This window comes from Peptacetobacter hiranonis (assembly GCF_008151785.1).
GTDB classification, from domain to species: domain Bacteria; phylum Bacillota; class Clostridia; order Peptostreptococcales; family Peptostreptococcaceae; genus Peptacetobacter; species Peptacetobacter hiranonis.
In genome coordinates, this window is the sequence record NZ_CP036523.1 from 2,344,816 (window position 1) to 2,370,346 (window position 25,531).

Genomic DNA, 25,531 nt, shown 5'->3' on the forward strand with positions numbered 1-25,531 from the left:
TTTTCCCATATATCTATAATAGTATATGTATAATTTATAGGATTTTTTTATTAATATTTTTTATATTTTTAGTATATTTTGCTTTATTTTATTAATTTTATTTTTTGTTATTTTTCTTTTTATTTTAATATTTTTTACATTTTTTATTTTTATTTACTAATTTTATAAATAAAAAATCATCAGCCTATTTGTTTCATTTAGACTGATGATTTTTATTTTTCTTATACTTTTTTTATTTTCTATTTATCCTAGTTTTTTATATTTCTATCTGTTTATTATCGCTTTTATTAAGTTAAATACCTTATCACTTACAGCATTAACTCCACCTATTACAGTTGCTTTTTCTATTTTAGAATCAGTTGTATATTTTTCAACTACTTTTGGTAAAGTATCTCTCTTCACTAATAATACTGGAGCTTCTTTTCTTCCTGCATAGTTTCCAGCTATTAATGCATCTGGGAAGTCTTCTCCTGTTGCATATACTCCTAGTTTTGATTCTGGATAAGAATTAGCAGCTATTATAGTTGATGTTTCATATCTATCTTTTCCACCAAATCTAGAAACTTTTTTAGCTCCGTTGTAAACATTTGAATCAGATTTATTTCCTTTAGTTATTTCAAATCCTTTGTCAATCTGATTTTGAACATCTTTTGATATAGCTTCATCAAGCCCACCTATTTTTACATTTTCTATATCCCATTCAGCTAAAGCTTGTTTAGTATATTTAGGTATAGAATCTTTTCTAGTTAGTAGTATTGGTGCATTGTCTTTAACTGCCATTGATGTCATACATAGAGCATCTGGATAGTTTTCTCCTGAAGCTAATTCTACTACTTCTTTATTTCCTTTTTCTCTTATCTTTATAGCTATTTTTCTAGCTGTATCGTATCTATCTAATCCATCAAATCTGTAGATTTCATATCCTTTTGCGGCTAAGCTATCTACAACTTTTTTAGATACTGCTTCGTATCCACCACTTACATAAATTTTCTTTGCTCCAAGTCTTTCTATTTCTTTTAGAGTTTTTTCTGGAAGTTTGTCTTTATATGTTAGTAGTGCTGATGCTTTTTCCTGAACTGCGAATGGATTTGCAGTTAGTACATCTGAAAATCTTTCTGCATTTGCAAGTACTACAGCATTTGTTCCATTTGGATATAAGATTTCACTAGCTTCTATAGAAGTTTCTATTCTGTCGTCTCCTTCAACTCTGTCCGGATCTTCTTTATCTGGTGTTGGATTTGGGTTAGGAGTTGGTGTTATTGTTCCACCTCCACCAGTTCCACCACCAGTACTCTTTGGTTCAAAGTGCCATACGCCTATTAAATCCTCATCATGATGTACTTCTATTACATCTTTTTTAATAGGTGTATATTTTCCATCTTCTTCATACTCCCAATATTTAAACTTCCATGTACCATTTGTATCCTCTATTTCATTATGACTTGGTTTTTGAAGAGCTATTGTTCTTCCATCATAATATAATTCATCCTCTTCAAAATCTTTAAATTCTTTTCTTATTTTATCTTCAATATTTTTAGGAATTTCTTTACCTTCATCAGTTATAAAGTCATAGTGTACTAATTCAAGGTCATTAAATTTAAATTTTCCTACAAATGTATTTTCTCCGGCTACTAAGTTTGTTTTTTCTGGTTCATAACCTTCAAATTTTAATTCTACATATGTTTCTTTCTTTGTATTAGGTACTTCATATTTTACTAGAACACTCTCTCCTGGTTTAATTTCTGTAGATACTCCTGTTTCTTCACCATCTTCATTAATTTTTTTAGTAGTTGTTGGATTTTGAAGTGTTACTGTTTCTCCTACATTGTATTCTTTCTCATCTTTTGGTAAATTTACATAGTCTGATACCTTTATATTTTTTACATCTAATATATTATCGTCTACATCTACATCCGTTCTATTTTTAGATGTATTTTTAGCTTCGTATTTTACTGTTGCTTTTTCTTTGTCTTTTTTTGTAGTAGCTCCAAATTCTATTCTTCCATTAAATACACCTCTTGTTCTACTATCGTCTCCTTTATCATTTTCAAACCAAAGACGCATTTTTACATTTTCAAAAGCTTTGTCTGTACCAGCATTAGGAACATCTACTTTTGGTATTTTTATACATGCTTTGCCATCTTTTTCATTTATAGGATAAACTTTTTTATTTCCATCTGGATATTTGACTAATAATTGATTTCTTTCTTCACTTGGAACTTGACTTGAAATACTTGAACTATTTAAAAAATCAGCAAATCCTACTTTTGTATAACTACCATCAATATCTATAGGCATATTAACCTCTATTTCATAGTTATCGTTATTTAAAGTTGCTAAAATTGGTTCTGGATATATACTTTGGAAACCAAAATGTATTACCCTATTGACTTTAACATCCTTTATTGGTCTTAAATCAGATATTTCATTTTGTGTAAAATTCCATTGTGTTGCTTCTTTTACATTTTTTAACGGTGTTAAATCAGATATTTCATTTACATTAAGAGATAAATTTGTCAAACCAGTATGCTTTTCTAAACCTTTTATAGATGTAATACCACTACTTTTACATGCTATAAAATCCATTTTTCCATTCATCTTTTCAAATGCTTCAAAATTATTAAATCCTATATTATTAGCTGAGAATTCTGTTAAATTAGGCATTCTTTCAAGTATTTTCCCTAGCATTTCTGACGTGTAGGCACTCTTTTTTACTTTTGTCTCAGAATCGTAAGGACTAGTAAATTGGAATATTGACATCTCTGGATAATATCCTCTAGTAAAAGGCTCTAATGATTCTGCATTAATTGGATTTTTTTGTAGATAGTTATGATAAAATTTTATCTGTCTCATAGTTTTCATGTACTGAACACCTTCTATATTGCTCACACGTCCGAAAAAGCCATCTGGTCCTCCATAGGCTCCTATATCTATATTATTCTTTTGAAAACTTCCATCTTGTTGATAATATCTTCCTTCTTCTATATCATCTTTTGTTACATAACCATGATATTCATTTGGGTCTATTGCTACTATAAAATAACCTCTCATTGTAACATCTGGTATTTCTATTAAGTTATCTACTTTATATTCTACATTTATATTATTAGAAACATTATTTAGTTTATATCCTATATTAAAATTGTATGTATCATTTTTTTTGAAATAGAAAGAATAATTATATCCATTATCATCCTCTGATATTTTAGAATAATTTGGTTGTAAACTTTCTATACTAGGTTCTATTGATTCAATCATTAATCCATCTTTTTTAGGTATATTAATATCTATTTTCATAAGTTGCCATCCATCATAATGAACTTCTTTTCCATCAAAATATTCACCAACATTTTCTGGATCAGCATTTCCTCCATTAAGGGATGTCCATATTTTTATTTTACTTCCCGCTTTCATGTCCATCCTTACTTCTATTCCATCTTGCTGTACTACCTTTTCTGTACTAATCTTTTCTAGCTCTGGTTCTTCAGCAAATGCTACTGACATAGATGCAATACTAGAAAATATTAATGATAGTGATAAAAAAATCGATAATAATTTCTTCTTCATATCCCACATCTCCTTTACCTATACATTTAAATACGAACATTTTATAAATTTGCTCAAGTTTAAAATTTATTTTTTTCTTAAACTATTTCTTCAAATCATCTCCCTTGATTAATTTTAATTAATATTCTCATACATAATGTTATCAAAAAAAAAAAAAACAATGCTTTTTCTTAATTTTATTAATTAATAAAGGATAATTAATTGTAACTTTAAAGTAGGTATCTCAATTATTCATTCACAAGCCTTAAAAAGAATACTCTATTAATTGTTTTAATGTTCCACTAGATACGAATATTGAATTCATTTTTATTTTTAATATTCTTTTTTTAACCTCTAATTAACTTCATATTATATTCAAATTAATATTATTTTATTATTAAGAAAAATTTATAAGCTTAATTAAGTAAATAGACAAAAAAATAGACTAACTAATCTAGTAATATTTACTAGAATTAATTAGTCTATCTTATAAAATATCTTAAATTTTAACTATCTTATTAGAATTTTTCTACTTCTGGGTAATCTTTACCTAAAGTATCAACTGTAACACATTTCATTACCTGTGGAGTAGTTGGTTTATCTCCCCAACCAGTTTTAGTAGTTGCTATCTCATCAACAACATCCATACCTTCTATTACTCTACCAAATGAAGCATACTGTCCATCTAGGTGTGGAGAGTTTTTGTGCATTATGAAGAACTGAGATCCAGCTGAGTTAGGATCCATTGTTCTAGCCATTGAAAGTACTCCTCTTTCGTGTTTTAAGTTGTTAGTGAATCCATTTCCAGTGAATTCTCCTCTTATTGAGTATCCTGGTCCACCCATTCCTGTTCCGTCTGGGCATCCACCCTGTATCATGAAGCCTTCTATTACTCTGTGGAATCCTATTCCATTGTAGTATCCTTTGTTTATTAAGCTTATGAAGTTGTTAACTGTGTTTGGAGCTATGTGTGGATAAAGTTCTGCTTTTATTACTCCACCATTTTCCATTTCTATTGTTACTATTGGATTGTTCATTTCTATAGCCATTTAAATATCCTCACTTTCTTTATTCTCAGTATATTATACCAAAATATATACCCGTATAATATACTATTTTAACCGATATTATTTAAATTCTTTAACTAATTCCTGTCCTATTTCATATCCATCAGAAAATATTTTTCTACAGAAGTCCATGTTAAGATTTAGTGTAGCACCTGGCTCAAATTTCTGTTTAGGTCTAGCAACTACAAATTTATCTGCACCAAATTCTTCAATTAATTCTTCTGGCACTTCATAATCGTTCTGAATAGATATTATTACTATTTTATCTGGGTTTACTTCAAGTACTGGCTCAACTATAAGGCTTCTGCACATTCCACCATCTAAACATTCACCTTCGTAAGCACCTTCTGCTACATCCTCGATAAATCCTTCTTTGAACCCTTTCTGTTTTATAGGATTAAATGGAAGAAGTGAGCTGTATTTTATACATTCTAGACATTCATTCTTGTCTAGTTTTGAAGTTTCAACTATTTTTTCTTCTATACATTTGTCGTGAACTTCTACATAATTTACATATAGAGGTATTTCTGCTCTGCAATCTTCTTCAAGCATGTATAATCCTTTTATTAGGTTGTCGTTGTTTACTTTGTTATCCACTATTTGTATACTTGTATCGCCAAGATTTTCTTCAACGTTGTTCCATATATATGCTAATTTTTCCATATTTCCAGTGGCTAGAAAGTATCCATTTATTGCACCTATTGAAGTACCAGAAATTGCTGCATATTCTTTTATTCCATTGTCGTAAAGAGCTTTTACAACACCAGCTTCATAGGCACCTTTTGCACCTCCACCTTCCATACATAGAGCTATTTTCATTTTCCCATCTCTCTTTCGTTTTTTCATTTTACTATAAAATAAATTTAATAGTTTATAGAATATTATACCCTATATTTCATAGAATTTCACAAAAGTTTTGTAAGTATTGTAGAAATCCTCGCTGCATCCTAGTTCTCTTATAGAGTGCATTGATAGTATAGGCGCACCTATGTCAACAGATGGTATGTCTATATGTGTAGAAGATATTGGACCTATTGTGCTTCCACCTCTTTGGTCAGATTTATTTACAAATTCTTGATATTCTACCCCACACGCTCTACATATTTCTTTGTAGACAGAGATTGAATATCCATCGCTTGTGTATGCCTGTCCAGCGTGAACTTTTATTACAGGTCCTTTTCCCATAACTGGTCTGTTTGTAGGATCTGCCATGCCGTTTACATTTGGATGTACAGCATGTGCTAAGTCTGAAGATATTATGAATGAGTTTTCTATTGCTTCAAAGAACTGCTGTCTATCTTTCCCAAGAGAGATACATATTCTTTCTAATATGTTTAGGAGCATGTTTGAGTCGGCTCCCTGTTTTGTAGAGCTTCCTACTTCTTCATTGTCAAATCCCACTGCTATACTTATTCCTGATTTTGAGTCTGAGTCTAGTAGCGCTTCAACAGATGAGTAGTACATTGAAAGGTTATCTAATCTTCCTGTAGATATAAATTCTCCATTAGCTCCTGTGAAGCATCCTTTTTCATACTCATATAGGAATATGTCGAAGTCTATTATTTCTTCTACTTCTACTTCCAGTTCAGATGCTAGAAGCTTTACCATGTAGTTGTCTTTTTCTAGCTGCTCGTTTATTAACCCAACAAGAGGAAGCATGTCTGTCTGTTTGTTGTATTTGTATCCGTCGTTTATGCTTCTATTCATGTGTATTGCAAGGTTTGGTATTATGCAAACTGGTTTGTTTATGTTTACAATTTTTTCTACTGGTTTAAATGGATTTTCTCCTCTTAAAAATACTCTCCCTGCCATAGCAAGTGGTCTATCAAGCCAAGTGCTTAAAATCATTCCACCGTATCCTTCTGTGTTTAATTTTAGATATGCACCACAGCTTTCCATCTCAGCATTAGGTTTAATTCTAAATCCTGGTGAATCTGTATGTGATCCTATTATTCTAAATCCTTCTTTTTCGATTTCATCAGAATTTATTTTAAATGCTACTAATGCCGAAGAATTTTTTGTTGTGTAGTATTTTTTGCCTACTTCTAGTTTCCAATTTTCTTTTGGATTTAATTTTTCAAATCCATTTTTTTCAAGCGTTTCTGCAGATACTTCAACTGCGTTAAATTGTGTTGGACTTTCGTATATGAAATCTAACATATTTTCTGCAAATTTTTTCATTTATCTCACATCCCAATTTTTATTTTTAGTTTGTTTTATTTTTTTGATTAGTTTTTTATTCTTTCACTAAGTCTAGTGTAGTGTATTCTTTGTTTATTTTTTTGATTCCCTGATTTTCAAATGCTATTGTTACATCACTTCCAGCCATTGCAACTACTGTTCCAACACCGAATTTTGGATGGTATACCTTTGAGCCTAGTTTAATATCTTCAGGTTCTGCCATTGTGTTTTCATTTTTGTTAGTTGCATTCATTTTTTTAGCAACTTCTTCTCTGTTCATGCTATTCATGTATTTTTTAGTATACTTGTCTAGTATGTTGTAGCTGCTCTTAGTGTATGTTAGCTCTCTTTTACCCATGTATAGTTTCTCTATACACTCATCTGGAAGCTCCTCTATAAATCTAGACTGTATAGCATGGTTTGTTTTTCCGTAAAGTGTTCTTTTTTCAGTCATTGTTAGGTATAGTTCTTCCCTAGCCCTTGTAATTCCGACATAACAAAGTCTTCTTTCTTCCTCTATATCTGAGTCCTTCATAGATTTTATTGCTCTAGAAATTGGGAATAATCCTTCTTCCATTCCCGTTATGAATACAACTGGGAATTCTAGACCTTTAGATGTATGCATTGTCATTAGAGATACTCTATTTGGCTCTTCATCTTCAGTCGCTTCTGATGTAAGTGCCACACTCGTTAGGAATGTTTCTAAAGATTTATCTTCAAGATTTTCATCATCGCTATTTTCAAATTCAAGAGCAATAGATATAAACTCGTTTAAGTTGTCTATTCTATCCTGAGCTTCTTCATATTTACCATTCATGCTATTCTGATTTTTCTTCATTTCTTCTTCTAGCTCGTATATGTATCCTGTGCTGTCTAGTACTTTTTCTATCAATTTGCTTACAGGATATACTTCTTTTATTGCTCTAAGAGTACCTACTAAGTCTACAAATCCATTTATCTGTTTTTTAGCTTTTGTTGATATTTCTGAGTTTGAGTCTATGTCTAAAAGTACAGAGTACATACTTTCCTGTTTTAGGCTCGCTCTATCCTCTATTTTTTCTATTGTTCTAAGTCCTATTCCTCTTCTTGGTACGTTGATTATTCTTTTTAGAGATATGTCGTCCTGAGGGTTTGCAATTATTCTAAGGTATGCAATTAAGTCTTTTATTTCTTTTCTTTCATAGAATTTTGTTCCTCCATATATATTGTAAGGAACTCCGGCTCTGTTAAGTGCATCTTCTATAGGTCTAGCCTGTGCATTTGCTCTGTAAAGTACTGCACAATCGCTGTATTTTCTTCCTTCGCCCTGCACTTTATCTATTATTGTTTCGGCTATAAATCTTCCTTCTTCTAATTCATTTTCTGCTAGTTCTATTTTTATTTTTTCGCCTTCAGTTTTTTCACTCCAAAGTTTTTTTCTTTTTCTTTCTATATTGTTTGAGATTACGTGGTTGGCTGCATCAAGTATTACCTGAGTTGATCTGTAGTTCTGCTCTAATTTAACTACAAAAACATCATCGTAATCCTTTTCAAATTCAAGTATGTTTCTGATGTCGGCACCTCTCCATCCGTATATACTCTGGTCGTCGTCACCTACGACACATATATTTTTGTGCCCCATTGCTAATTGTTTTATAAATTCGTACTGAGCCATACTTGTATCCTGATACTCGTCGACCATTATGTATCTAAATCTGCTTCTGTAGTAGTCTAGTACTTCTGGATTTTTCTTGAATAATTCTACAGTTTTTATTATTAAGTCGTCAAAGTCAAGTGCACTGTTTCTTTTTAATCTGTCCTGATATAGAGAGTATATGTCCGCAATTTTAGACATTCTTGGGTCTCCAGCGCAGTCGTCTTTATACTGTTTTGGTGATTTCAATTTATCTTTTGCACCTGATATATAGCTTATTACTGTTTTAGGTTCAAATGCCTTGTCACTTATGTTTAATTCTTTTAAACAGTCTTTTATAAGTGTTACCTGGTCAGCAGCATCGTAAATTACGAAACTTCTGTTATATCCTATTTTGTTTATATCTTTTCTAAGTATTCTTACGCAGCAAGAGTGGAATGTGCTAATCCACATGTCTTTTGTGTCTGATTCTACAGTTTCTTCTACTCTTTCTCGCATTTCATTTGCCGCTTTGTTGGTAAATGTTATTGCAAGTATGTTTGCTGGCTGTACACCTTTGTCTATTAGGTGTGCGATTCTAGTTGTAAGCACTCTAGTTTTACCCGAACCAGCCCCTGCAAGTATAAGAACAGGTCCCTCAGTTCTTTCAACTGCCCGTCTTTGAGACGGATTTAATGTATCTAAATTCATGTTTGTGTTCTCCTTTTGTTCGATTATAATATATATTTTAAGCTATTATAAGAATTTTTACAATGTAGACAAAAAAGGACAAGATGATTAAATAATAGTCATCTTGCCCTCTCTCTTGTTTATTTTAAGTATTTATTTTTTATTTGTACTGTGCAAATTTTATTTTTATAGTATCTAGTTTTATTTCTTTGTCATTTGCTTCGTTGTTTTTTAGTTCGTTGTAGATTTTTATTATCCAAGGTGTTTTTAATCCAGCGTTTTTTATCATTTTTTCGTCCATAAATACATCGTCTGAATTTCCTTCTTTTATTATTTCTCCCTTGTTCATTACGTATACATAGTCACATATTTCGTATATCAAATCCATATCGTGGCTAGATATTACTACTTTTGTGCCATTTTTTTTCATATTTTTTATTATTTCTACAACTGCATCTGTACTTCTTGGGTCTAGTCCTGATGTAGGTTCGTCTAAGAGTACTGTTTCATTTTGCATAGCGATTACTGATGCTATTGCAACTCTTTTTTTCTGACCATAGCTTAAAAATTGAACAGGCTTATCTATAAATTCGCTTCCATTTACAGCCTCTAGTGCTTTTTCTATTCTTATTTTTATTTCTTCTTCATCAATGCCTATGTTTCTCATAGTAAATGCTATATCGTCGTAAACTTTAGAGTAAAATATTTGTTTTTCTGGATCTTGGAACACCATTCCTACTCTTTTTCTTAAACTGTATAAATCTTTTTTACCGTACTTTATCTTTTCCCCATTGTACAGAATTTCTCCTGATTCTGGCTTTAGTATTCCTGTCATATTCATAAATAGGGTAGATTTTCCACATCCATTTTCACCGATTACTCCAATTATATCTCCTTTTGAGAAGTCCATATTTATATTTTTTAATGCATTTTTATTTTTTTCATATTTAAATGATAGATTTTCTATTTTATACATATTTTCACCATCCTAATATCTTTGGAATTTCATTATATGTGGAATTTTCCATCAAATAATTTCATATCTAGTGCTATAGACATATCTTCGTATCTTTTCATCATCCTTTTGTAGAGCATATTTACCAATAGTCCCAATGAATTGTACGAGTTTTTCATTCCCATATACCCCATTTTCATTTCCTGAGATTTGTATATTTCGTGTACTTCTTCTAAGAATATGAATATAAATCTGTAGATAAGCATAGCAATTTCTATTACATTGTCTGGTATGTGTAGTTTTTTAAATACTTGTATTAGCTGGTTAAACGGTGTTGTCAGCATCAAGAAATATACACATGTTAGACACGATATTGATCTTGCTAGTATTTTTAATGCACTAGAAAGTCCAAATTTTGATATTCCTATATATGTACTTCCAATAGTAAAATATGTCAACATATCTGTTTTTTCTGTGGATATGCTTATGATTATAGCCAGTATGCTCATTATCATAAAGATTAATGGGATTGAAAGTAGCTTTAGATATTCACTTATCCCCATTTTGGATGTAGATAGTATTATTATTGACATTGTAGCTATTATAGCTATTTGATATACTGGATTTTCTATTATTAATGATATTATTAAAAATAGTATGGAGAATATTGTTTTTATGTATGGATTTTTTTCGCTAAGACTGTTTGTGTATGCGTATTTATCTATTATTAGCATTTCTATTCTCCTCCTTTTATTTTAGATATTAGAAAAGCTGCAAGTAATGCAGCTCTCCCTAATTATTATTATACTTTTTATGTTATTAATTGTCATTTTTTATTATTCTTTATCGTCGCTTTTTTCACTTGTTTTTGCTTCAAGTTCTTTTCTCATTTCTTCTCTTCCAGATTTTTTACCTTTTAAGTTACCTAGTATATAACCTATTATTCCTGCTCCAAATGCAGCCTGAGTTGAGAATAATAAACTTTCTATTTCTCCACTTGGTGGTTCATAGAAACTCGCAAACCATGGTTCATATTCTGGATTTATTTCTGTTATTGCTTCCTCAGCGTGACCATCAGCTCCTCCGTATTCAGCACCTGGGTTTACTACTAGTGGAAGTACTATTAATGCTATTGCTAATATTATTAGTAATATGTTAGTTTTAGTTGTTTTTGACATTAAAATCAACTCCTTCCACATTTTCAACTATTAGGTTGTATACGATTACTGTTAATATACCTTCTGCTATTGCTATTGGAACCTGAGTTACAAAGAATATTCCTAAGAATTTTATAGCAGATGCCATTACTCCACCTGTAGCAGCTGGGAATGCAAATGCAAGCTGGAATGATGTTACAGTGTATGTAGCTAAGTCTCCAAGTGCTGCAGCTAAGAATACATTTACTTTTCTATTTTTGCATACTTTTTCCATCCCTTTGAATATAAGATATGATACTATAGGTCCAACTATTGCCATTGAGAATGCATTTGCACCTAATGTAGTTAAACCACCATGAGCAAGTAATATTGCCTGGAATAATAATACTATTGTACCAAGTACAACTGTTACTCCTGGTCCAAATAATATTGCACTTAGGCCTACACCTGTTGGATGTGAGCAACTTCCATTAACTGATGGAATTTTAAGAGCTGATAGTACAAATACGAAAGCTCCACATAAAGCTAATAGTACTTTTTTCTTTGGCTCTTCTTTCACTATTTTGTTGATTGATCTTATACCAACTATGAAGAAAGGTATAAATACTATAGTCCATATTAAAGACCACTGCTTTGGAAGGAATCCTTCCATGATGTGCATTGCACTAGACTGTACTGGATTTAAAACCACTAGCATAAGTGCAGCTGCAAGAACTGATTTCATCTTTTCTTTCATTTTTCTCTCCTTTGATTATATATATTTTAAGACATTCAAATATAAAAGAGAGATTTGTTTCAAGAATTTTTGTTTAATCAACCTACTCTAAAATAATTCAAAAATAAAAAGTCCTACAAAAACTGCAGGACTCAGAAATTTCTATATAATATCTTCTCAAAATCAAAAATTAGCTTTTCTGATACTATATTTTCAAGAAACTTTCCCCATCCCCGAAGAAATTTACTCTATATTTTCGGCAAGTCTCCTGGCTTTGCTTCATCCTACTCATTAACCTTCCCATAATTTATAATTACAGTGGCTTTATTCTAACTTTCGTCAGCTTCACAGTAACGGGGGCTGCTCAGGTCTTTCACCTGATTCCTTATTAATTCCTTGCGGAAACCGAAAACTATTTATATTCAATTTGTCTTATTAACTTTATTATACTATAGTTTTTTATATTATTACATAAAAAAAGATTACGTGGCTACGTCCTACTCTCCCAGGGGCCTTCGCCCCAAGTACCATCAGCGATAGAGAGCTTAACTTCTGTGTTCGGAATGGGAACAGGTGTATCCTCTCTTCTATAATAACCACATAATCTTTATTTTCAGAGATTGTACTCTGAAAACTACATACATATTAATCAAATTACCAAATATTTTCTTGGTCAAGTCCTCGACCTATTAGTATCGGTAAGCTGCATACATTACTGCACTTCCACCTCCGACCTATCAACCACGTAGTCTTCATGGGGTCTTACTTCCGAAGAATGGGAAATCTTATCTTAAGGCTGGCTTCGCGCTTAGATGCTTTCAGCGCTTATCCGTTCCGTACATAGCTACCCAGCCATGCCTCTGGCGAGACAACTGGTACACCAGCGGTACGTCCACCCCGGTCCTCTCGTACTAAGGGCAGATCCTCTCAAATTTCCTACGCCTGCGACGGATAGGGACCGAACTGTCTCACGACGTTCTGAACCCAGCTCGCGTACCACTTTAATGGGCGAACAGCCCAACCCTTGGGACCTACTACAGCCCCAGGATGTGATGAGCCGACATCGAGGTGCCAAACCTCCCCGTCGATGTGGACTCTTGGGGGAGATAAGCCTGTTATCCCCAGGGTAGCTTTTATCCGTTGAGCGATGGCCCTTCCACTCAGAACCACCGGATCACTAAGTCCGACTTTCGTCCTTGCTCGACCTGTATGTCTTGCAATCAAGCTCTCTTATGCCTTTACACTCTGTGCACGATTTCCGACCGTGCTGAGAGAACCTTTGAGCGCCTCCGTTACCTTTTGGGAGGCGACCGCCCCAGTCAAACTGCCCGCCTGACAGTGTCCCAAGACCTGATTCAAGGCCTCTGGTTAGAGTCCCAGTACTACAGGGGTGGTATCCCAACGGTGGCTCATCCAAAACTGGCGTCCTGGAATCAAAGCCTCCCACCTATGCTGTACATGTAGTACCAAGACCCAATGCCAAGCTACAGTAAAGCTCCATGGGGTCTTTCCGTCCTGTCGCAGGTATCCGGCATCTTCACCGGAATTACAATTTCACCGAGTCTGTTGTTGAGACAGTGCCCAAATCGTTACGCCTTTCGTGCGGGTCGGAACTTACCCGACAAGGAATTTCGCTACCTTAGGACCGTTATAGTTACGGCCGCCGTTTACTGGGGCTTAAGTTCACTGCTTCGATTGCTCTAACAGATCCCCTTAACCTTCCAGCACCGGGCAGGCGTCAGCTCCTATACATCGTCTTGCGACTTAGCAGAAACCTATGTTTTTGGTAAACAGTCGCTTGGGCCTATTCTCTGCGGCCATCTTTCGATGGCACCCCTTATCCCTAAGTTACGGGGTCATTTTGCCGAGTTCCTTAACAACAGTTCTCTCGCTGGCCTTAGGATACTCTCCTCACCCACCTGTGTCGGTTTGCGGTACGGGCGCCTTTAAACTCGATAGAGACTTTTCTCGACAGTGTGAATGCAGATGCTTCGCTACTAAATTTCGCTCCCCGTCACACCCCAGCATTATATCCGTGGATTTGCCTCCGGATACTGCCTCAGTGCTTGGACGTGCATAACCAACAGCACGCTCATCCTGTCCTACTGTGTCATCCCATTTCTCAAACGCTTATTGGCGGTACAGGAATTTCAACCTGTTGTCCATCACCTACGCCTTTCGGCCTCGGCTTAGGTCCCGACTAACCCAGGGAGGACGAACCTTCCCCTGGAAACCTTGGGTTTACGGCCTGTGGGATTCTCACCCACATCTCGCTACTCATGCCAACATTCTCACTTCTTTACAGTCCACATGTCCTTACGGTCATGCTTCTGCCCAGTAAAGAAAGCTCCCCTACCCATCATAAATGATGCCGTGGCTTCGGTAGTAGGTTTTAGCCCCGGAAATCTTCGGCGCAGGATCACTCGACCAGTGAGCTATTACGCACTCTTTGAATGAGTGGCTGCTTCTAAGCCAACATCCTGGTTGTCTGTGCAATCCCACATCCTTTACCACTTAACCTACATTTGGGGACCTTAGCCGACGGTCTGGGCTGTTGCCCTCTCGACCGTGAATCTTATCACCCACGGTCTGACTCCCAGATAAAAGATGACGGCATTCGGAGTTTGATAGTCTTCGGTAGGTGCAATACCCCCTAGGACATTCAGTGCTCTACCTCCGTATCTCTGAATCTGAGGCTAGCCCTAAAGCTATTTCGGGGAGAACCAGCTATCTCCGGGTTCGATTGGAATTTCACCGCTATCCACAAGTCATCCCCGAGCTTTTCAACGCTCGTGGGTTCGGTCCTCCACGAAATTTTACTTTCGCTTCAACCTGCTCATGGATAGGTCACCCGGTTTCGGGTCTACGTCATGCAACTAAACGCTCAGTTAAAACTCGCTTTCGCTGCGGCTGCATACTTGAAGTACTTAACCTTGCTGCATAACGTAACTCGTTGGCCCGTTCTACAAAAAGTACGCGGTCACACAAGAAATGTGCTTCCACAGTTTGTAAGTACAGGGTTTCAGGTTCTATTTCACTCCCCTCCCGGGGTTCTTTTCACCTTTCCCTCACGGTACTATGCGCTATCGGTCACCGGGTAGTATTTAGCCTTGGAGGGTGGTCCCTCCTGCTTCCCACGGGGTTTCACGTGTCCCGTGGTACTCTGGATCATATCGGAAGTCTTCTCACTTCGACTACAGGGCTGTTACCTTCTATGGCGGAGCTTTCCAAAACTCTTCGTCTGTAATAACCTCTTCCTGATGATATGTCCGCAACCCCTAAGAAGCGAACTTCTTAGGTTTGGGCTGTTCCGCGTTCGCTCGCCGCTACTAGCGGAATCGAATTTCTTTCTCTTCCTTCGGGTACTTAGATGTTTCAGTTCCCCGAGTTCCCCTCAACGAGCTATGTATTCACTCGAAGATACCATGACATTACTCATGGTGAGTTTCCTCATTCGGAAATCTATGGATCAAAGTTTACGTGCAACTCCCCATAGCTTATCGCAGCTTATCACGTCCTTCATCGGCTCCCGGTGCCAAGGCATCCGCCCTGCACCCTTAATAACTTGACCAGTTACAGTTGATATTTTTTTATAAGGTTATCGTCCTTATTTATCACATTAAGGAAATAAATGATGTCATATCATAATATATATGTAGTTTTCAAAGTACAAATGGTGGAGATGAGGAGATTCGAACTCCTGACCCCTTGCTTGCAAGGCAAGTGCTCTCCCAACTGAGCTACACCCCCATATTAAGTTTGTATAAACTTTCAAAACTGAACAGCAGATAATTCTCCCTAGAAAGGAGGTGATCCAGCCGCACCTTCCGATACGGCTACCTTGTTACGACTTCACCCCAGTTATTGATTCCACCTTCGACGACTTCTCCCAAAAGGTTAGATAGTCGGCTTCGGGTGTCTCCAACTCCCATGGTGTGACGGGCGGTGTGTACAAGACCCGGGAACGCATTCACCGCAGCATTCTGATCTGCGATTACTAGTAACTCCAGCTTCATGTAGGCGAGTTTCAGCCTACAATCCGAACTGAGAATGGCTTTAAGGGATTTGCTCCACCTCACGGCTTGGCTGCCCTCTGTACCACCCATTGTAGCACGTGTGTAGCCCTAGGCATAAGGGGCATGATGATTTGACGTCATCCCCACCTTCCTCCAGGTTATCCCTGGCAGTCTCTCTAGAGTGCCCAACTTAATGATGGCAACTAAAGACAAGGGTTGCGCTCGTTGCGGGACTTAACCCAACATCTCACGACACGAGCTGACGACAACCATGCACCACCTGTCACTTCTGTCCCCGGAGGGAAAGAGGAGATTAATCCTCGGTCAGAAGGATGTCAAGCCTAGGTAAGGTTCTTCGCGTTGCTTCGAATTAAACCACATGCTCCGCTACTTGTGCGGGTCCCCGTCAATTCCTTTGAGTTTCACACTTGCGTGCGTACTCCCCAGGCGGAGTACTTAATGCGTTAGCTGCGGCACCGAAGGGGGTAACCTCCGACACCTAGTACTCATCGTTTACAGCGTGGACTACCAGGGTATCTAATCCTGTTTGCTCCCCACGCTTTCGTGCCTCAGCGTCAGTTACAGTCCAGAAAGCCGCCTTCGCTACTGGTGTTCCTCCCAATATCTACGCATTTCACCGCTACACTGGGAATTCCGCTTTCCTCTCCTGCACTCAAGTCAGACAGTATCAGGAGCTTACTACGGTTGAGCCGTAGCCTTTAACTCCTGACTTGAAAGACCGCCTACGCACCCTTTACGCCCAGTAAATCCGGATAACGCTAGCCCCCTACGTATTACCGCGGCTGCTGGCACGTAGTTAGCCGGGGCTTCCTCCTCAAGTACCGTCATTATCTTCCTTGAGGACAGAGCTTTACGACCCGAAGGCCTTCATCGCTCACGCGGCGTTGCTGCATCAGGCTTGCGCCCATTGTGCAATATTCCCCACTGCTGCCTCCCGTAGGAGTTTGGACCGTGTCTCAGTTCCAATGTGGCCGATCACCCTCTCAGGTCGGCTACTGATCGTCGCCTTGGTGGGCCGTTACCCCGCCAACAAGCTAATCAGACGCGGGTCCATCCTGTACCGAAAAATCTTTGATATAAAAGTCATGCGACTCTTATATATTATCCCGTATTAGCATACCTTTCGGTATGTTATCCGTGTGTACAGGGCAGGTTACCCACGCGTTACTCACCCGTCCGCCGCTCTTCTCCGAAGAGAATCGCTCGACTTGCATGTGTTAGGCACGCCGCCAGCGTTCATCCTGAGCCAGGATCAAACTCTCAAAATAAAATTCTTCGAATTTTATATCGCCAACGAATTCTTCGCTAATGCTCAAAATTCTGTTGCTCAAAATAAAATCAGTTTGTTATATCCGCTCAGATGTTATCTCAAAATATCTGGCATGGTTTGTATGGCGTTCGAACTATTTGTTCGAACTAAATATATCTGCTGTTCAGTTTTCAAAGTTCATTTAAAACTTTCGTTTTATTTTTTATTTTCTTGCCCTCTCTCAAGGACAAGTATTATATTATCATCTTTTATTTTTATCGTCAACACTTTTTTAAAACTTTTTTACTTATTTTTTATTCTATACTAATAAAAGCTAGAAATATACACCTTTTCATTGGCATAATATTTTTTTAAATTAATATAATACTTTATAAAAAAGGATTAAATTAATAAAAAATAATTTAATCCTTTATACATTCTATACATTATCTTTTCATCATACTATTTTCTAACATACTCAAGTCAAACATATTTTCTATATTTGGTATATTATCTATCATCCCTATTTCTTTCATTTTTTCAGCTAACTTTTTAACTTCTTCTATCATTTCTGGAGAAATATCTGTAGAAAGTTCTATATTATCAATAGACTTTTCTAAATATTTCTTATCTATTCCAAATTCTGCTACCTTATTTATTCTATCTTCTTTGCTCATCATAAGATGATTAGTTGACTTAACATGTTTATCCATAAGTTCCCGCATTTTTTCAGGATTATCCTTTATATTTTCTTCTGTTGCAATTATTGCTGTATTTAAAGGAACTATCTCATCTGACTTATAATCAATTACTTTTCCAAATCCATCTTCTAATGCTATCGAAACATATGGCTCTTCTCCACAAAATGCATCTATATTTCCACCACTAAGCTCCTTAGTCATAGATTCCAAATCCATTTCTTTAAATTTAACGTCCTTCTTGATATCTATTCCTTTTTCTTTTAATTCATTCGCTAGCTTCACATATTCAATACTTTCAGGGAAATATCCTATAGTTTTTCCTTTTAAATCTTCTATATTCTCTATTCCACTATCTTTTTTAACAACTAATGCAGATCCTCCATTAGACATCCCTGCTATAACTTTTATATCTTCTCCCTTTTCTGCTGCCTTTATTGCACTTATCCAGTTAGTAGCAGCTATATCCAACTTTCCTGAAATAACAGTATCTTTCATCTCATCATATCCTTCAAAAGTATTTACCTCTAAATTCTCACTTTCATCAGAAAACTCATCATAAAAAAATGGCTGTATTATATTAACACTTTCTAAAGCTCCAACTGTCATTTTTTTAGAATCTGAACTTACTGATTTTCCACTACATCCAACTAAAGCTCCTGCTACTATTGCCGAAGAAAGTATAACGCTCAATAATTTTTTATTCATATTTTTTCTCCTTACATATCTTTTATTTTCATTTAAAAATATACATTAAAATTATATATTCTTTAAAAGATTTTACCCACTTATAGATAGACATTATCATAATTTTTATATTTATTACAGCAACAATCAAATTTTACTATATCATTCACTATAATTATACACAAATTTAAACCATTAACATCAAAATATGTAGTATAATACTATATACTTGGATGTTTATTGTATAATAAAATATCCTAATCAATCTAAATATTTGACGGATTAAAATTAACCGTTTGAAAAGGAGGAATTGTTTTGAGTTTCAATTATGTAAGAGAACCTGGCAATGGATTCACTCACTTATTTGGTGCTATTTTGTCCTTTATTGGACTTCTAGCATTAGTTATTAAAACATCTATCGTAATGCCTACTCCATTAGCTATAGCCTCTGTGATAATTTTTGGAATAAGTATGATTCTTTTATATACAGCTTCTACTGTGTATCATTTGGTTATTTCTTCAGATAAAGTTATCGCTTGGCTGAGAAAAATAGATCATTCTATGATATTCGTATTAATAGCTGGTTCATATGCACCATTTTGTATGATTTCATTAAAAGGCAATGGAGGATATGCTTTATTTGCAATAGTCAGCATTGCAGCTATAGCAGGTGTATGTTTCAAACTAATTTGGTTTAAATGCCCTCGTTGGATTTCTACAATTATATACATTGCGATGGGTTGGGTTTCTGTAGCACTTATAGTACCTCTTTACCACGCACTTTCATTTAGTGGACTTATGCTACTTGTTGGAGGAGGACTTTTCTACACAATAGGTGCTGTAATATATGCTACTAAGCCAAAGCTTTTAGAATTTAAACATTTCGGTTTCCACGAAATTTTCCATATATTTATAATCCTTGGAAGTCTATGCCACTTCTTATGTGTATTCTTCTATGTTTTATAAATTATTGTATTGATATTTTATACTATTCATTGATATAATTAGTTGATATGTCTGAAAGATGTATCAACTATTTTTTATAAGGAGAAATATATGTCAAAAAAATTATCTAATAATACTCTATCAGCTTTTGCAACAGCTCTTCTTTGTACTATTTGGATGGTTATTGCAAATGCAACAGGTCTTTTAGGTTGGGCTGGTTTTGCAGGATGTACAGCTTACTTTGCTGGTCCTAAAAAAGGTGTTTCTGCACTTCCTCTTACTTTTGCTTGTGTTGGAAGTGGTGTAGCTTATGCTTTAATATCAGTTCATTTAGGAAGTCAAATAGACTTTGCTCAGATAGGTCTTGTATTTACATTTGTAACTACATTCCTTATGTGTGCAGGTGGAAAAATAGGTATAATATCATTCGTTCCAGGAGCATTCATGGGTTCATTCTCTACATTTGCAGCTGGTGGCGATTTTATGATAATACCATCTATAGCAGCTGGAATAATATTAGGACTATGTTGTGATACTTTAGGTAAAAAATTATGTGCTATATTTGGCTCAGAAGAATAAATTAAGCTAAAAAGAGGAGCTCGTTTCAAACGACCTCCTCTTTTTCATTGTTTTCTTTTTTGAATCTTAAATCTTAACTTTATATTTCATATTGATTTCGCACCACCAAAATCAATACTACAAACTCACTTAATATATTCCGATTTTCCTATTATTTTAATCGATTAATTTTATACTTATAATTTTATGTTTAAGCAAATATAAATTTATATGCTATTTTTCATCTTTATTTGAATCGCCATTTACATATTTCTTATATATACCCATTACTACTCCACTAAGTGCAAATAATGCTATAGCATTTGGTATAACCATCAGACCATTGAAACAGTCAGCTAACTGCCAAACTAATTCAACTTTTAATGTAGATCCAACTATTATAAATAATATAACTATTAAAGAATATATTTTTACTGCTTTCTGTCCGAATAAGTATTTTACGTTTATCCGTCCAAAGAAATGCCATCCAAGTATAGTAGAGAATGCAAAGAATAATAAACATACTGCTATAAATATATCTCCACCACTACCAAAAGTATTTACGAAAGCTGTCTGAGTAAGTGCTATACCTTCTTTTCCTGAATCTAAAACACCACTAGTTAATATAGAGAATGCTGTTAAATTTAGTATTATGAAAGTATCTATAAATACACTAACCATAGCTGTTAATCCCTGTTCATGAGGGTTTTTAGCTGCTGCTCTTGCATGTGCATGAGGTGTAGAACCCATACCAGCTTCATTAGAGAATAATCCTCTTGCTACACCGTAACGTATAGCTTCTTTTATAGATATACCAACTGCACCACCAAGTACTGCCTTTGGATTGAATGCTCCAACTATTATCATTTTAAAAGCTTCAGGAACTTCTGATATATTCATTCCTATTAAAGCTAAACTTCCTATTATATATACAAATGCCATTATAGGTACTATTTTTTCAACAACTGATGCTAATCTCTGTGTTCCACCTATAAATACAAATCCTGCTACTACAGCTATTAATAATCCAACTGTTATAGGAGGTATATTTATATTTCTACTTGCGAAAACTTCTGAAAATGCTGCACCTATTGAGTTTGACTGAACCATATTACCCATAAATCCAAGTGCTAATATTATTAATACTGAGAATGTCGCTGCTAAGATTTTACCAAATTTTCCTGTAAATGCAGCTCTGATGTAGTATACAGGTCCTCCTGTTACTTCGCCATCTACAACTGTTTTATATTTCTGAGCAAGAGTTGCTTCTGAATAAATTGTAGCCATTCCAAAGAATGCACTAAGCCACATCCAGAATATAGCCCCTGGTCCACCAGAAAGAAGTGCTGTAGCTGCACCAGTTAAGTTACCTGTACCAACCTGAGCCGCTATAGCTGTTGCTAATGACTGGAAAGGTGTCATCTCACCGTGTTCTTTCTTTTCACCGTTTAATTTTAGGTTACCGAACACTAATCTGAAGCCCTCTCCAAATTTTCTAACCTGTATAAATTTTAGTTTGAATGTGTAGTATATCCCAACTCCACATAAGATGAATAGTAGTAAGAAATTCCATAAGAATCCGTTTACGGCTACTACTACTTCTAATAGATTGTCTAAAAATAATTCCATGTTTTTACTCTCCTTTTCTTTTATTTTTTTGGAAATAAAAATAGAGCTGATATATCAGCTCCAAAAATAAGAGTAGAACATTTGCAAACAGACCTTAAAGATTTGATCTGCCTTACTGCTCTGTCCTTTTGCCTGAGAGATTTGCAAACTTAGTTTGCGTACACCTTCGGCGCCCCTTTTTTGGAGACTCTCCAGAGTTCCTAATAGATTTTTTATTAATTTTATAATTACAATTTATCTATCTGTTTAAATAATATCATCTATTTTGAGTAATTACAACATTTTTTCTAAATTTATTGAAATTTTCAAAAAACACACATATTTCCTTTTTATTTTTAGGAAGTATGTGTGTTTTAATATTGTTTTATTTATTTTTTAATGTATACAACCAATTTTTTTACAGTAGTAAAATTAGGAATACGTTATTTACAGAATGTTTAATTTATTAAACTTTTATTTTTTAAGTTACTAAACTATTTTTACTATGTTATATTTCTATAATTTACATAAAAAATTATGTAATTCTATAAAAAATAATTTATTCTTTTAAAGTTCTCATTGCATTAAGTACTGCTATTAATGCAACACCTACATCTGCAAATATTGCTTCCCACATATTTGCAACTCCTCCAGTACTCATAAGCATAACTATTACTTTTACACCCATTGCAAATACTATATTCTGCCAAACAATTTTATTTGTTTTTTCAGATATTCTCTTTGCTATAGGTAATTTAGATAATTCGTCTGTCATAAATACTATATCACTTGCTTCTATTGCTGCATCAGATCCTACACCGCCCATAGCTATCCCAACGTCTGCTCTAGCTAAAACTGGGGCGTCATTTATACCGTCTCCTATAAATGCTGTATTTCCTGTGCTATTTTCTTTTGCTATTTCTTCAAGTATTTCAACTTTCTGATTAGGTAGAAGTCCTGAATAATGTTTGTCTAATCCAACTTCTTCAGCTATCTTAGCTGCAGCAGCTTCATTATCTCCTGTTAGCATTACAACATTTGTTATACCAACTTTTCTCATTTCTGCAATAGCTCTCTTACTATCTTCCTTAACCTCATCAGATATTACTATACATCCAGCATATTTGCCATCTACTGCAACGTATACAGTTGTTCCAACTTCATCTATCTTTTCATATTTTACATTTTCGCTATCTAAAAGTTTAGAACTTCCTGCAAGTATTGTCTTTCCATTATATAAAACTTTTATACCATGTGCTGCTATTTCTTCATATTTGTCTATTTCACTTAATTTTATTTCTTCATTTGATTTTTCATTATAGCTTTCCATTATAGATTTTGCTATTGGATGATTTGAGTTTGCTTCTGCAATAGCTGCAAATCTTAATAATTCATCTTCTGACATTCCAACAGGATTTATTTCTGTAACTTTAAATACACCTTTAGTTATAGTACCAGTCTTATCAAGTACAACTGTGTTTACTTTTCTTAATGCTTCTAAATAGTTACTTCCCTTTATAAGAATACCGTTTTTAGATGCAGATCCTATTCCACCAAAGAAACTTAGAGGTATTGATAATACTAATGCACAAGGACATGAAACTACTAGGAATATTAATCCTCTGTATAACCAATCTCTAAACACAGCACCTTCAATAACTAGTGGTGGTATAAATGCAACTGCTAATGCTAACCCAACAACTATTGGAGTGTAATATCTACAGAATCTTGATATAAAGTTTTCTGTCTGAGATTTTCTACTTCCTGCATTTTCAACCATATCAAGTATCTTAGCAACTGTAGATTCTCCATATTCTTTAGTTACTCTTACATAAATTAATGCATTTGTGTTTATTGTTCCTGATACAACTTCTTCACCTGGTTTTACACTTCTAAGTACAGATTCACCAGTTATTGCAGAAGTATCAAGCATTGCTTCACCTTCTGTTACAATTCCATCTAGTGGTACTTTTTCACCTGGTTTAACTACTATTACATCGCCTACTTCTACTTCTTCAGGATCTACCTGTATAATTTTTCCACCCTGAACTAAGTTTGCAAATTCTGCTTTTATTTCCATAAGAGCAGATATTGATTTTCTTGACTGACCAACTGCTTTCTGCTGTAAATATTCACCTATTTTGTAGAATAACATAACACCAACTGCTTCAGAATGTTCACCTATTGCAATTGCACCTATTGTAGCTATAGACATTAGGAAGTTTTCATCCATTACCTGACCTCTAAATAGGTTCTTTGCAGCTTTTAAAAGTACATCTCCACCTATTAAAATATATGCTGCTAAAAATACAACCACACCAAATGTACCTGTATTTCCAACTGCCATTTCATATATACCAAATGCATATACAAATACTCCTATTATGATTTTTATTAAATCTTTGTTTATTTCTTTCTTTTCTTTTGGTTTTTCAACCTTTTTAGGTTTAGTTTCTTCATGTTCGTGGTCATGGTGATGTCCTCCGCATCCACATTCTTCTCCATGATCGTGGTGATGGTGTTCTCCACAGCCACATTCTTCTCCATGATCGTGGTCATGTTCGTGATGGTGGTGTTCTTCGCAGCCACATTCTTCTCCATGGTCGTGATTGTGATGATGTTCTCCACAGCCACATTCTTCTCCGTGGTCGTGATCGTGATGATGTTCTCCACATCCACAACTTTCACCATGTTCATGATGATGTTCTTCTGAATTATTTCTATTTGCATATAATACGTTTAAATCTGCTCTTCCTTTTCTTGTTGTATTTCCAGATTCAACTATATTTCCCTTATTATCAAACTCTAAAGCTCCAACAACTTTATTTTTTAATAAACTTACTGTTAATCCACTTTCTGTTTCGTGAATTATCTTTGCTATCTCAGACATATGCTGCTTTGTAATATCTCCCGCCTTAGCAAATACAGATAATTTCTTAGCCACAAAGTTCATATTGCTATTTTCTACATATGCTAATTTTCCAACTTTATCATTTATCTTTTCTGCACAATGTGCACAGTTTAAATTATTTAATAGAAAATCAACTCTTATAACTTTATTTTCGTCTATTTCATCTTTTTTCTCTGACTTAATTATATTTCCCTTATTATCAAAACTTATTTCCCCAAGCACTTTGTTCTTTAATAAGCTTACAGTTAACCCACTTTCTGTATCATGAATTATCTTTGCTATTTTAGACACATTAGCTTCTGTTATGCTTTCATTTTCCATAAATACAGATAATTTTTTTGCCACAAAATTCATGTTGCTATTTTCTACATAGTCTAATTTTGAAACTTTGTCATTTATTTTTTCTGCACAGTGTGCACAATTTAAATCTTCTAGTAGAAAATCTATTCTTGTACTCATTTAAAATCACTTCCTCATCTTAAAATCTATTTATTTTATCCACATTAATCACTGATTGTAGATATCTTTTATCTTTTATATGTTTCGTTTACATGTTCTAATCCGCATTTTAATATTTCACTTATATGTTCATCATCCAATGAATAGAATACTGTTTTTCCTTCTTTTCTAAATTTTACCAATCTAGCATTTTTTAGTACTCTTAGCTGATGAGATATCGCTGACTGAGTCATTCCAAGAAGCTCTGCTATGTCACATACACACATTTCATTAGAGAATAGTGCAAATATTATTTTCACTCTTGTAGTATCTCCAAACACCCTGAATAAGTCTGATAAATCTGCTAATACCTCTTCATCCGGCATTTCTTTTTTTGTTTTGTCTACTACTTCTTCATGTATCTTTTTTTCTGTACAACAATCTATTTCTTTATTTTTCATAGGTTTTTCTCCTTTC

Annotated in this window: 15 protein-coding genes, 1 tRNA gene, 3 rRNA genes and 2 riboswitches; of the genes, 2 read left to right on the forward strand and 17 right to left on the reverse strand. The window is 34.6% G+C overall.

Features of this window, described 5'->3' with window-relative positions; all coding sequences use genetic code 11:
• Positions 1–264: 264 nt before the first annotated feature.
• From KGNDJEFE_RS10855 to KGNDJEFE_RS10920, 14 genes are all read right to left on the reverse strand, one after another.
• Positions 265–3,567, reverse strand: coding sequence for a cell wall-binding repeat-containing protein (locus KGNDJEFE_RS10855; RefSeq protein ID WP_040410603.1), 3,303 nt, complete (start codon positions 3,565–3,567; stop codon positions 265–267).
• Positions 3,568–4,064: 497 nt separating this feature from the next.
• A complete protein-coding gene (locus KGNDJEFE_RS10860; protein ID WP_148881882.1) occupies positions 4,065–4,589 on the reverse strand; it encodes a peptidylprolyl isomerase in 525 nt (174 codons plus the stop codon).
• Positions 4,590–4,673: 84 nt separating this feature from the next.
• Positions 4,674–5,459 (reverse strand): patatin-like phospholipase family protein, encoded by a 786-nt coding sequence (locus KGNDJEFE_RS10865; RefSeq protein ID WP_006440555.1) that lies wholly within the window; start codon positions 5,457–5,459, stop codon positions 4,674–4,676.
• 42 nt (positions 5,460–5,501) lie between these two features.
• Positions 5,502–6,794, reverse strand: a complete 1,293-nt coding sequence (locus tag KGNDJEFE_RS10870; RefSeq protein WP_006440554.1) for a M18 family aminopeptidase — start codon at positions 6,792–6,794, stop codon at positions 5,502–5,504.
• A 55-nt stretch (positions 6,795–6,849) separates the two neighbouring features.
• Complete coding sequence (locus tag KGNDJEFE_RS10875) at positions 6,850–9,117, reverse strand: DUF3553 domain-containing protein (protein ID WP_006440553.1); 2,268 nt, start codon at positions 9,115–9,117, stop codon at positions 6,850–6,852.
• Between the two features lie 139 nt (positions 9,118–9,256).
• Positions 9,257–10,072 (reverse strand): energy-coupling factor ABC transporter ATP-binding protein, encoded by an 816-nt coding sequence (locus tag KGNDJEFE_RS10880; protein ID WP_006440552.1) that lies wholly within the window; start codon positions 10,070–10,072, stop codon positions 9,257–9,259.
• A gap of 32 nt (positions 10,073–10,104) precedes the next feature.
• Entirely contained in the window at positions 10,105–10,785 is a 681-nt protein-coding gene (gene cbiQ, locus KGNDJEFE_RS10885) for a cobalt ECF transporter T component CbiQ (RefSeq protein ID WP_006440551.1), read from the reverse strand.
• 102 nt (positions 10,786–10,887) lie between these two features.
• Positions 10,888–11,229 (reverse strand): energy-coupling factor ABC transporter substrate-binding protein, encoded by a 342-nt coding sequence (locus KGNDJEFE_RS10890; RefSeq protein ID WP_006440550.1) that lies wholly within the window; start codon positions 11,227–11,229, stop codon positions 10,888–10,890.
• Positions 11,213–11,944 (reverse strand): energy-coupling factor ABC transporter permease, encoded by a 732-nt coding sequence (locus KGNDJEFE_RS10895; protein ID WP_006440549.1) that lies wholly within the window; start codon positions 11,942–11,944, stop codon positions 11,213–11,215. The genes KGNDJEFE_RS10890 and KGNDJEFE_RS10895 overlap by 17 nt, the downstream gene beginning before the upstream one ends.
• A 220-nt stretch (positions 11,945–12,164) precedes the next feature.
• A riboswitch (cobalamin riboswitch) is annotated at positions 12,165–12,348 on the reverse strand.
• Positions 12,349–12,407: 59 nt separating this feature from the next.
• Positions 12,408–12,524 (reverse strand): 5S ribosomal RNA (rrf, locus tag KGNDJEFE_RS10900).
• A 68-nt stretch (positions 12,525–12,592) separates the two neighbouring features.
• Positions 12,593–15,494: ribosomal RNA gene (locus KGNDJEFE_RS10905) — 23S ribosomal RNA — on the reverse strand.
• A gap of 103 nt (positions 15,495–15,597) precedes the next feature.
• Positions 15,598–15,673: transfer RNA gene (locus KGNDJEFE_RS10910), tRNA-Ala, on the reverse strand.
• A gap of 52 nt (positions 15,674–15,725) precedes the next feature.
• Positions 15,726–17,228: ribosomal RNA gene (locus KGNDJEFE_RS10915) — 16S ribosomal RNA — on the reverse strand.
• The 16S, 23S and 5S rRNA genes sit together here with 1 tRNA gene alongside, the layout of an rRNA operon.
• A 427-nt stretch (positions 17,229–17,655) precedes the next feature.
• Positions 17,656–18,615 carry an ABC transporter substrate-binding protein gene (locus KGNDJEFE_RS10920; protein ID WP_006441114.1) on the reverse strand — a complete coding sequence of 320 codons (960 nt, stop codon included), beginning with the start codon at positions 18,613–18,615 and terminating at the stop codon, positions 17,656–17,658.
• Between the two features lie 294 nt (positions 18,616–18,909).
• Here KGNDJEFE_RS10920 and trhA point away from each other — a divergent pair, with 294 nt between their 5' ends.
• Together trhA and KGNDJEFE_RS10930 are read left to right on the forward strand one after the other, a co-directional pair.
• Entirely contained in the window at positions 18,910–19,560 is a 651-nt protein-coding gene (gene trhA, locus KGNDJEFE_RS10925; RefSeq protein ID WP_006441113.1) for a PAQR family membrane homeostasis protein TrhA, read from the forward strand.
• A gap of 90 nt (positions 19,561–19,650) precedes the next feature.
• Entirely contained in the window at positions 19,651–20,118 is a 468-nt protein-coding gene (locus tag KGNDJEFE_RS10930; protein ID WP_006441112.1) for a DUF1097 domain-containing protein, read from the forward strand.
• Positions 20,119–20,331: 213 nt separating this feature from the next.
• On the opposite strand, the gene KGNDJEFE_RS10935 is transcribed toward KGNDJEFE_RS10930, so the two are convergent.
• From KGNDJEFE_RS10935 to KGNDJEFE_RS10945, 3 genes are all read right to left on the reverse strand, one after another.
• Complete coding sequence (locus KGNDJEFE_RS10935; protein ID WP_006441111.1) at positions 20,332–21,726, reverse strand: alanine/glycine:cation symporter family protein; 1,395 nt, start codon at positions 21,724–21,726, stop codon at positions 20,332–20,334.
• Positions 21,727–21,836: 110 nt separating this feature from the next.
• Positions 21,837–21,931: riboswitch (glycine riboswitch) on the reverse strand.
• Positions 21,932–22,264: 333 nt separating this feature from the next.
• The gene (locus KGNDJEFE_RS10940) at positions 22,265–25,075 is read right to left on the reverse strand and encodes a heavy metal translocating P-type ATPase (RefSeq protein WP_006441110.1); all 2,811 of its coding nucleotides are present in this window, start codon (positions 25,073–25,075) and stop codon (positions 22,265–22,267) included.
• Positions 25,076–25,143: 68 nt separating this feature from the next.
• Positions 25,144–25,515, reverse strand: coding sequence for an ArsR/SmtB family transcription factor (locus KGNDJEFE_RS10945; RefSeq protein WP_006441109.1), 372 nt, complete (start codon positions 25,513–25,515; stop codon positions 25,144–25,146).
• Positions 25,516–25,531 lie beyond the last annotated feature (16 nt).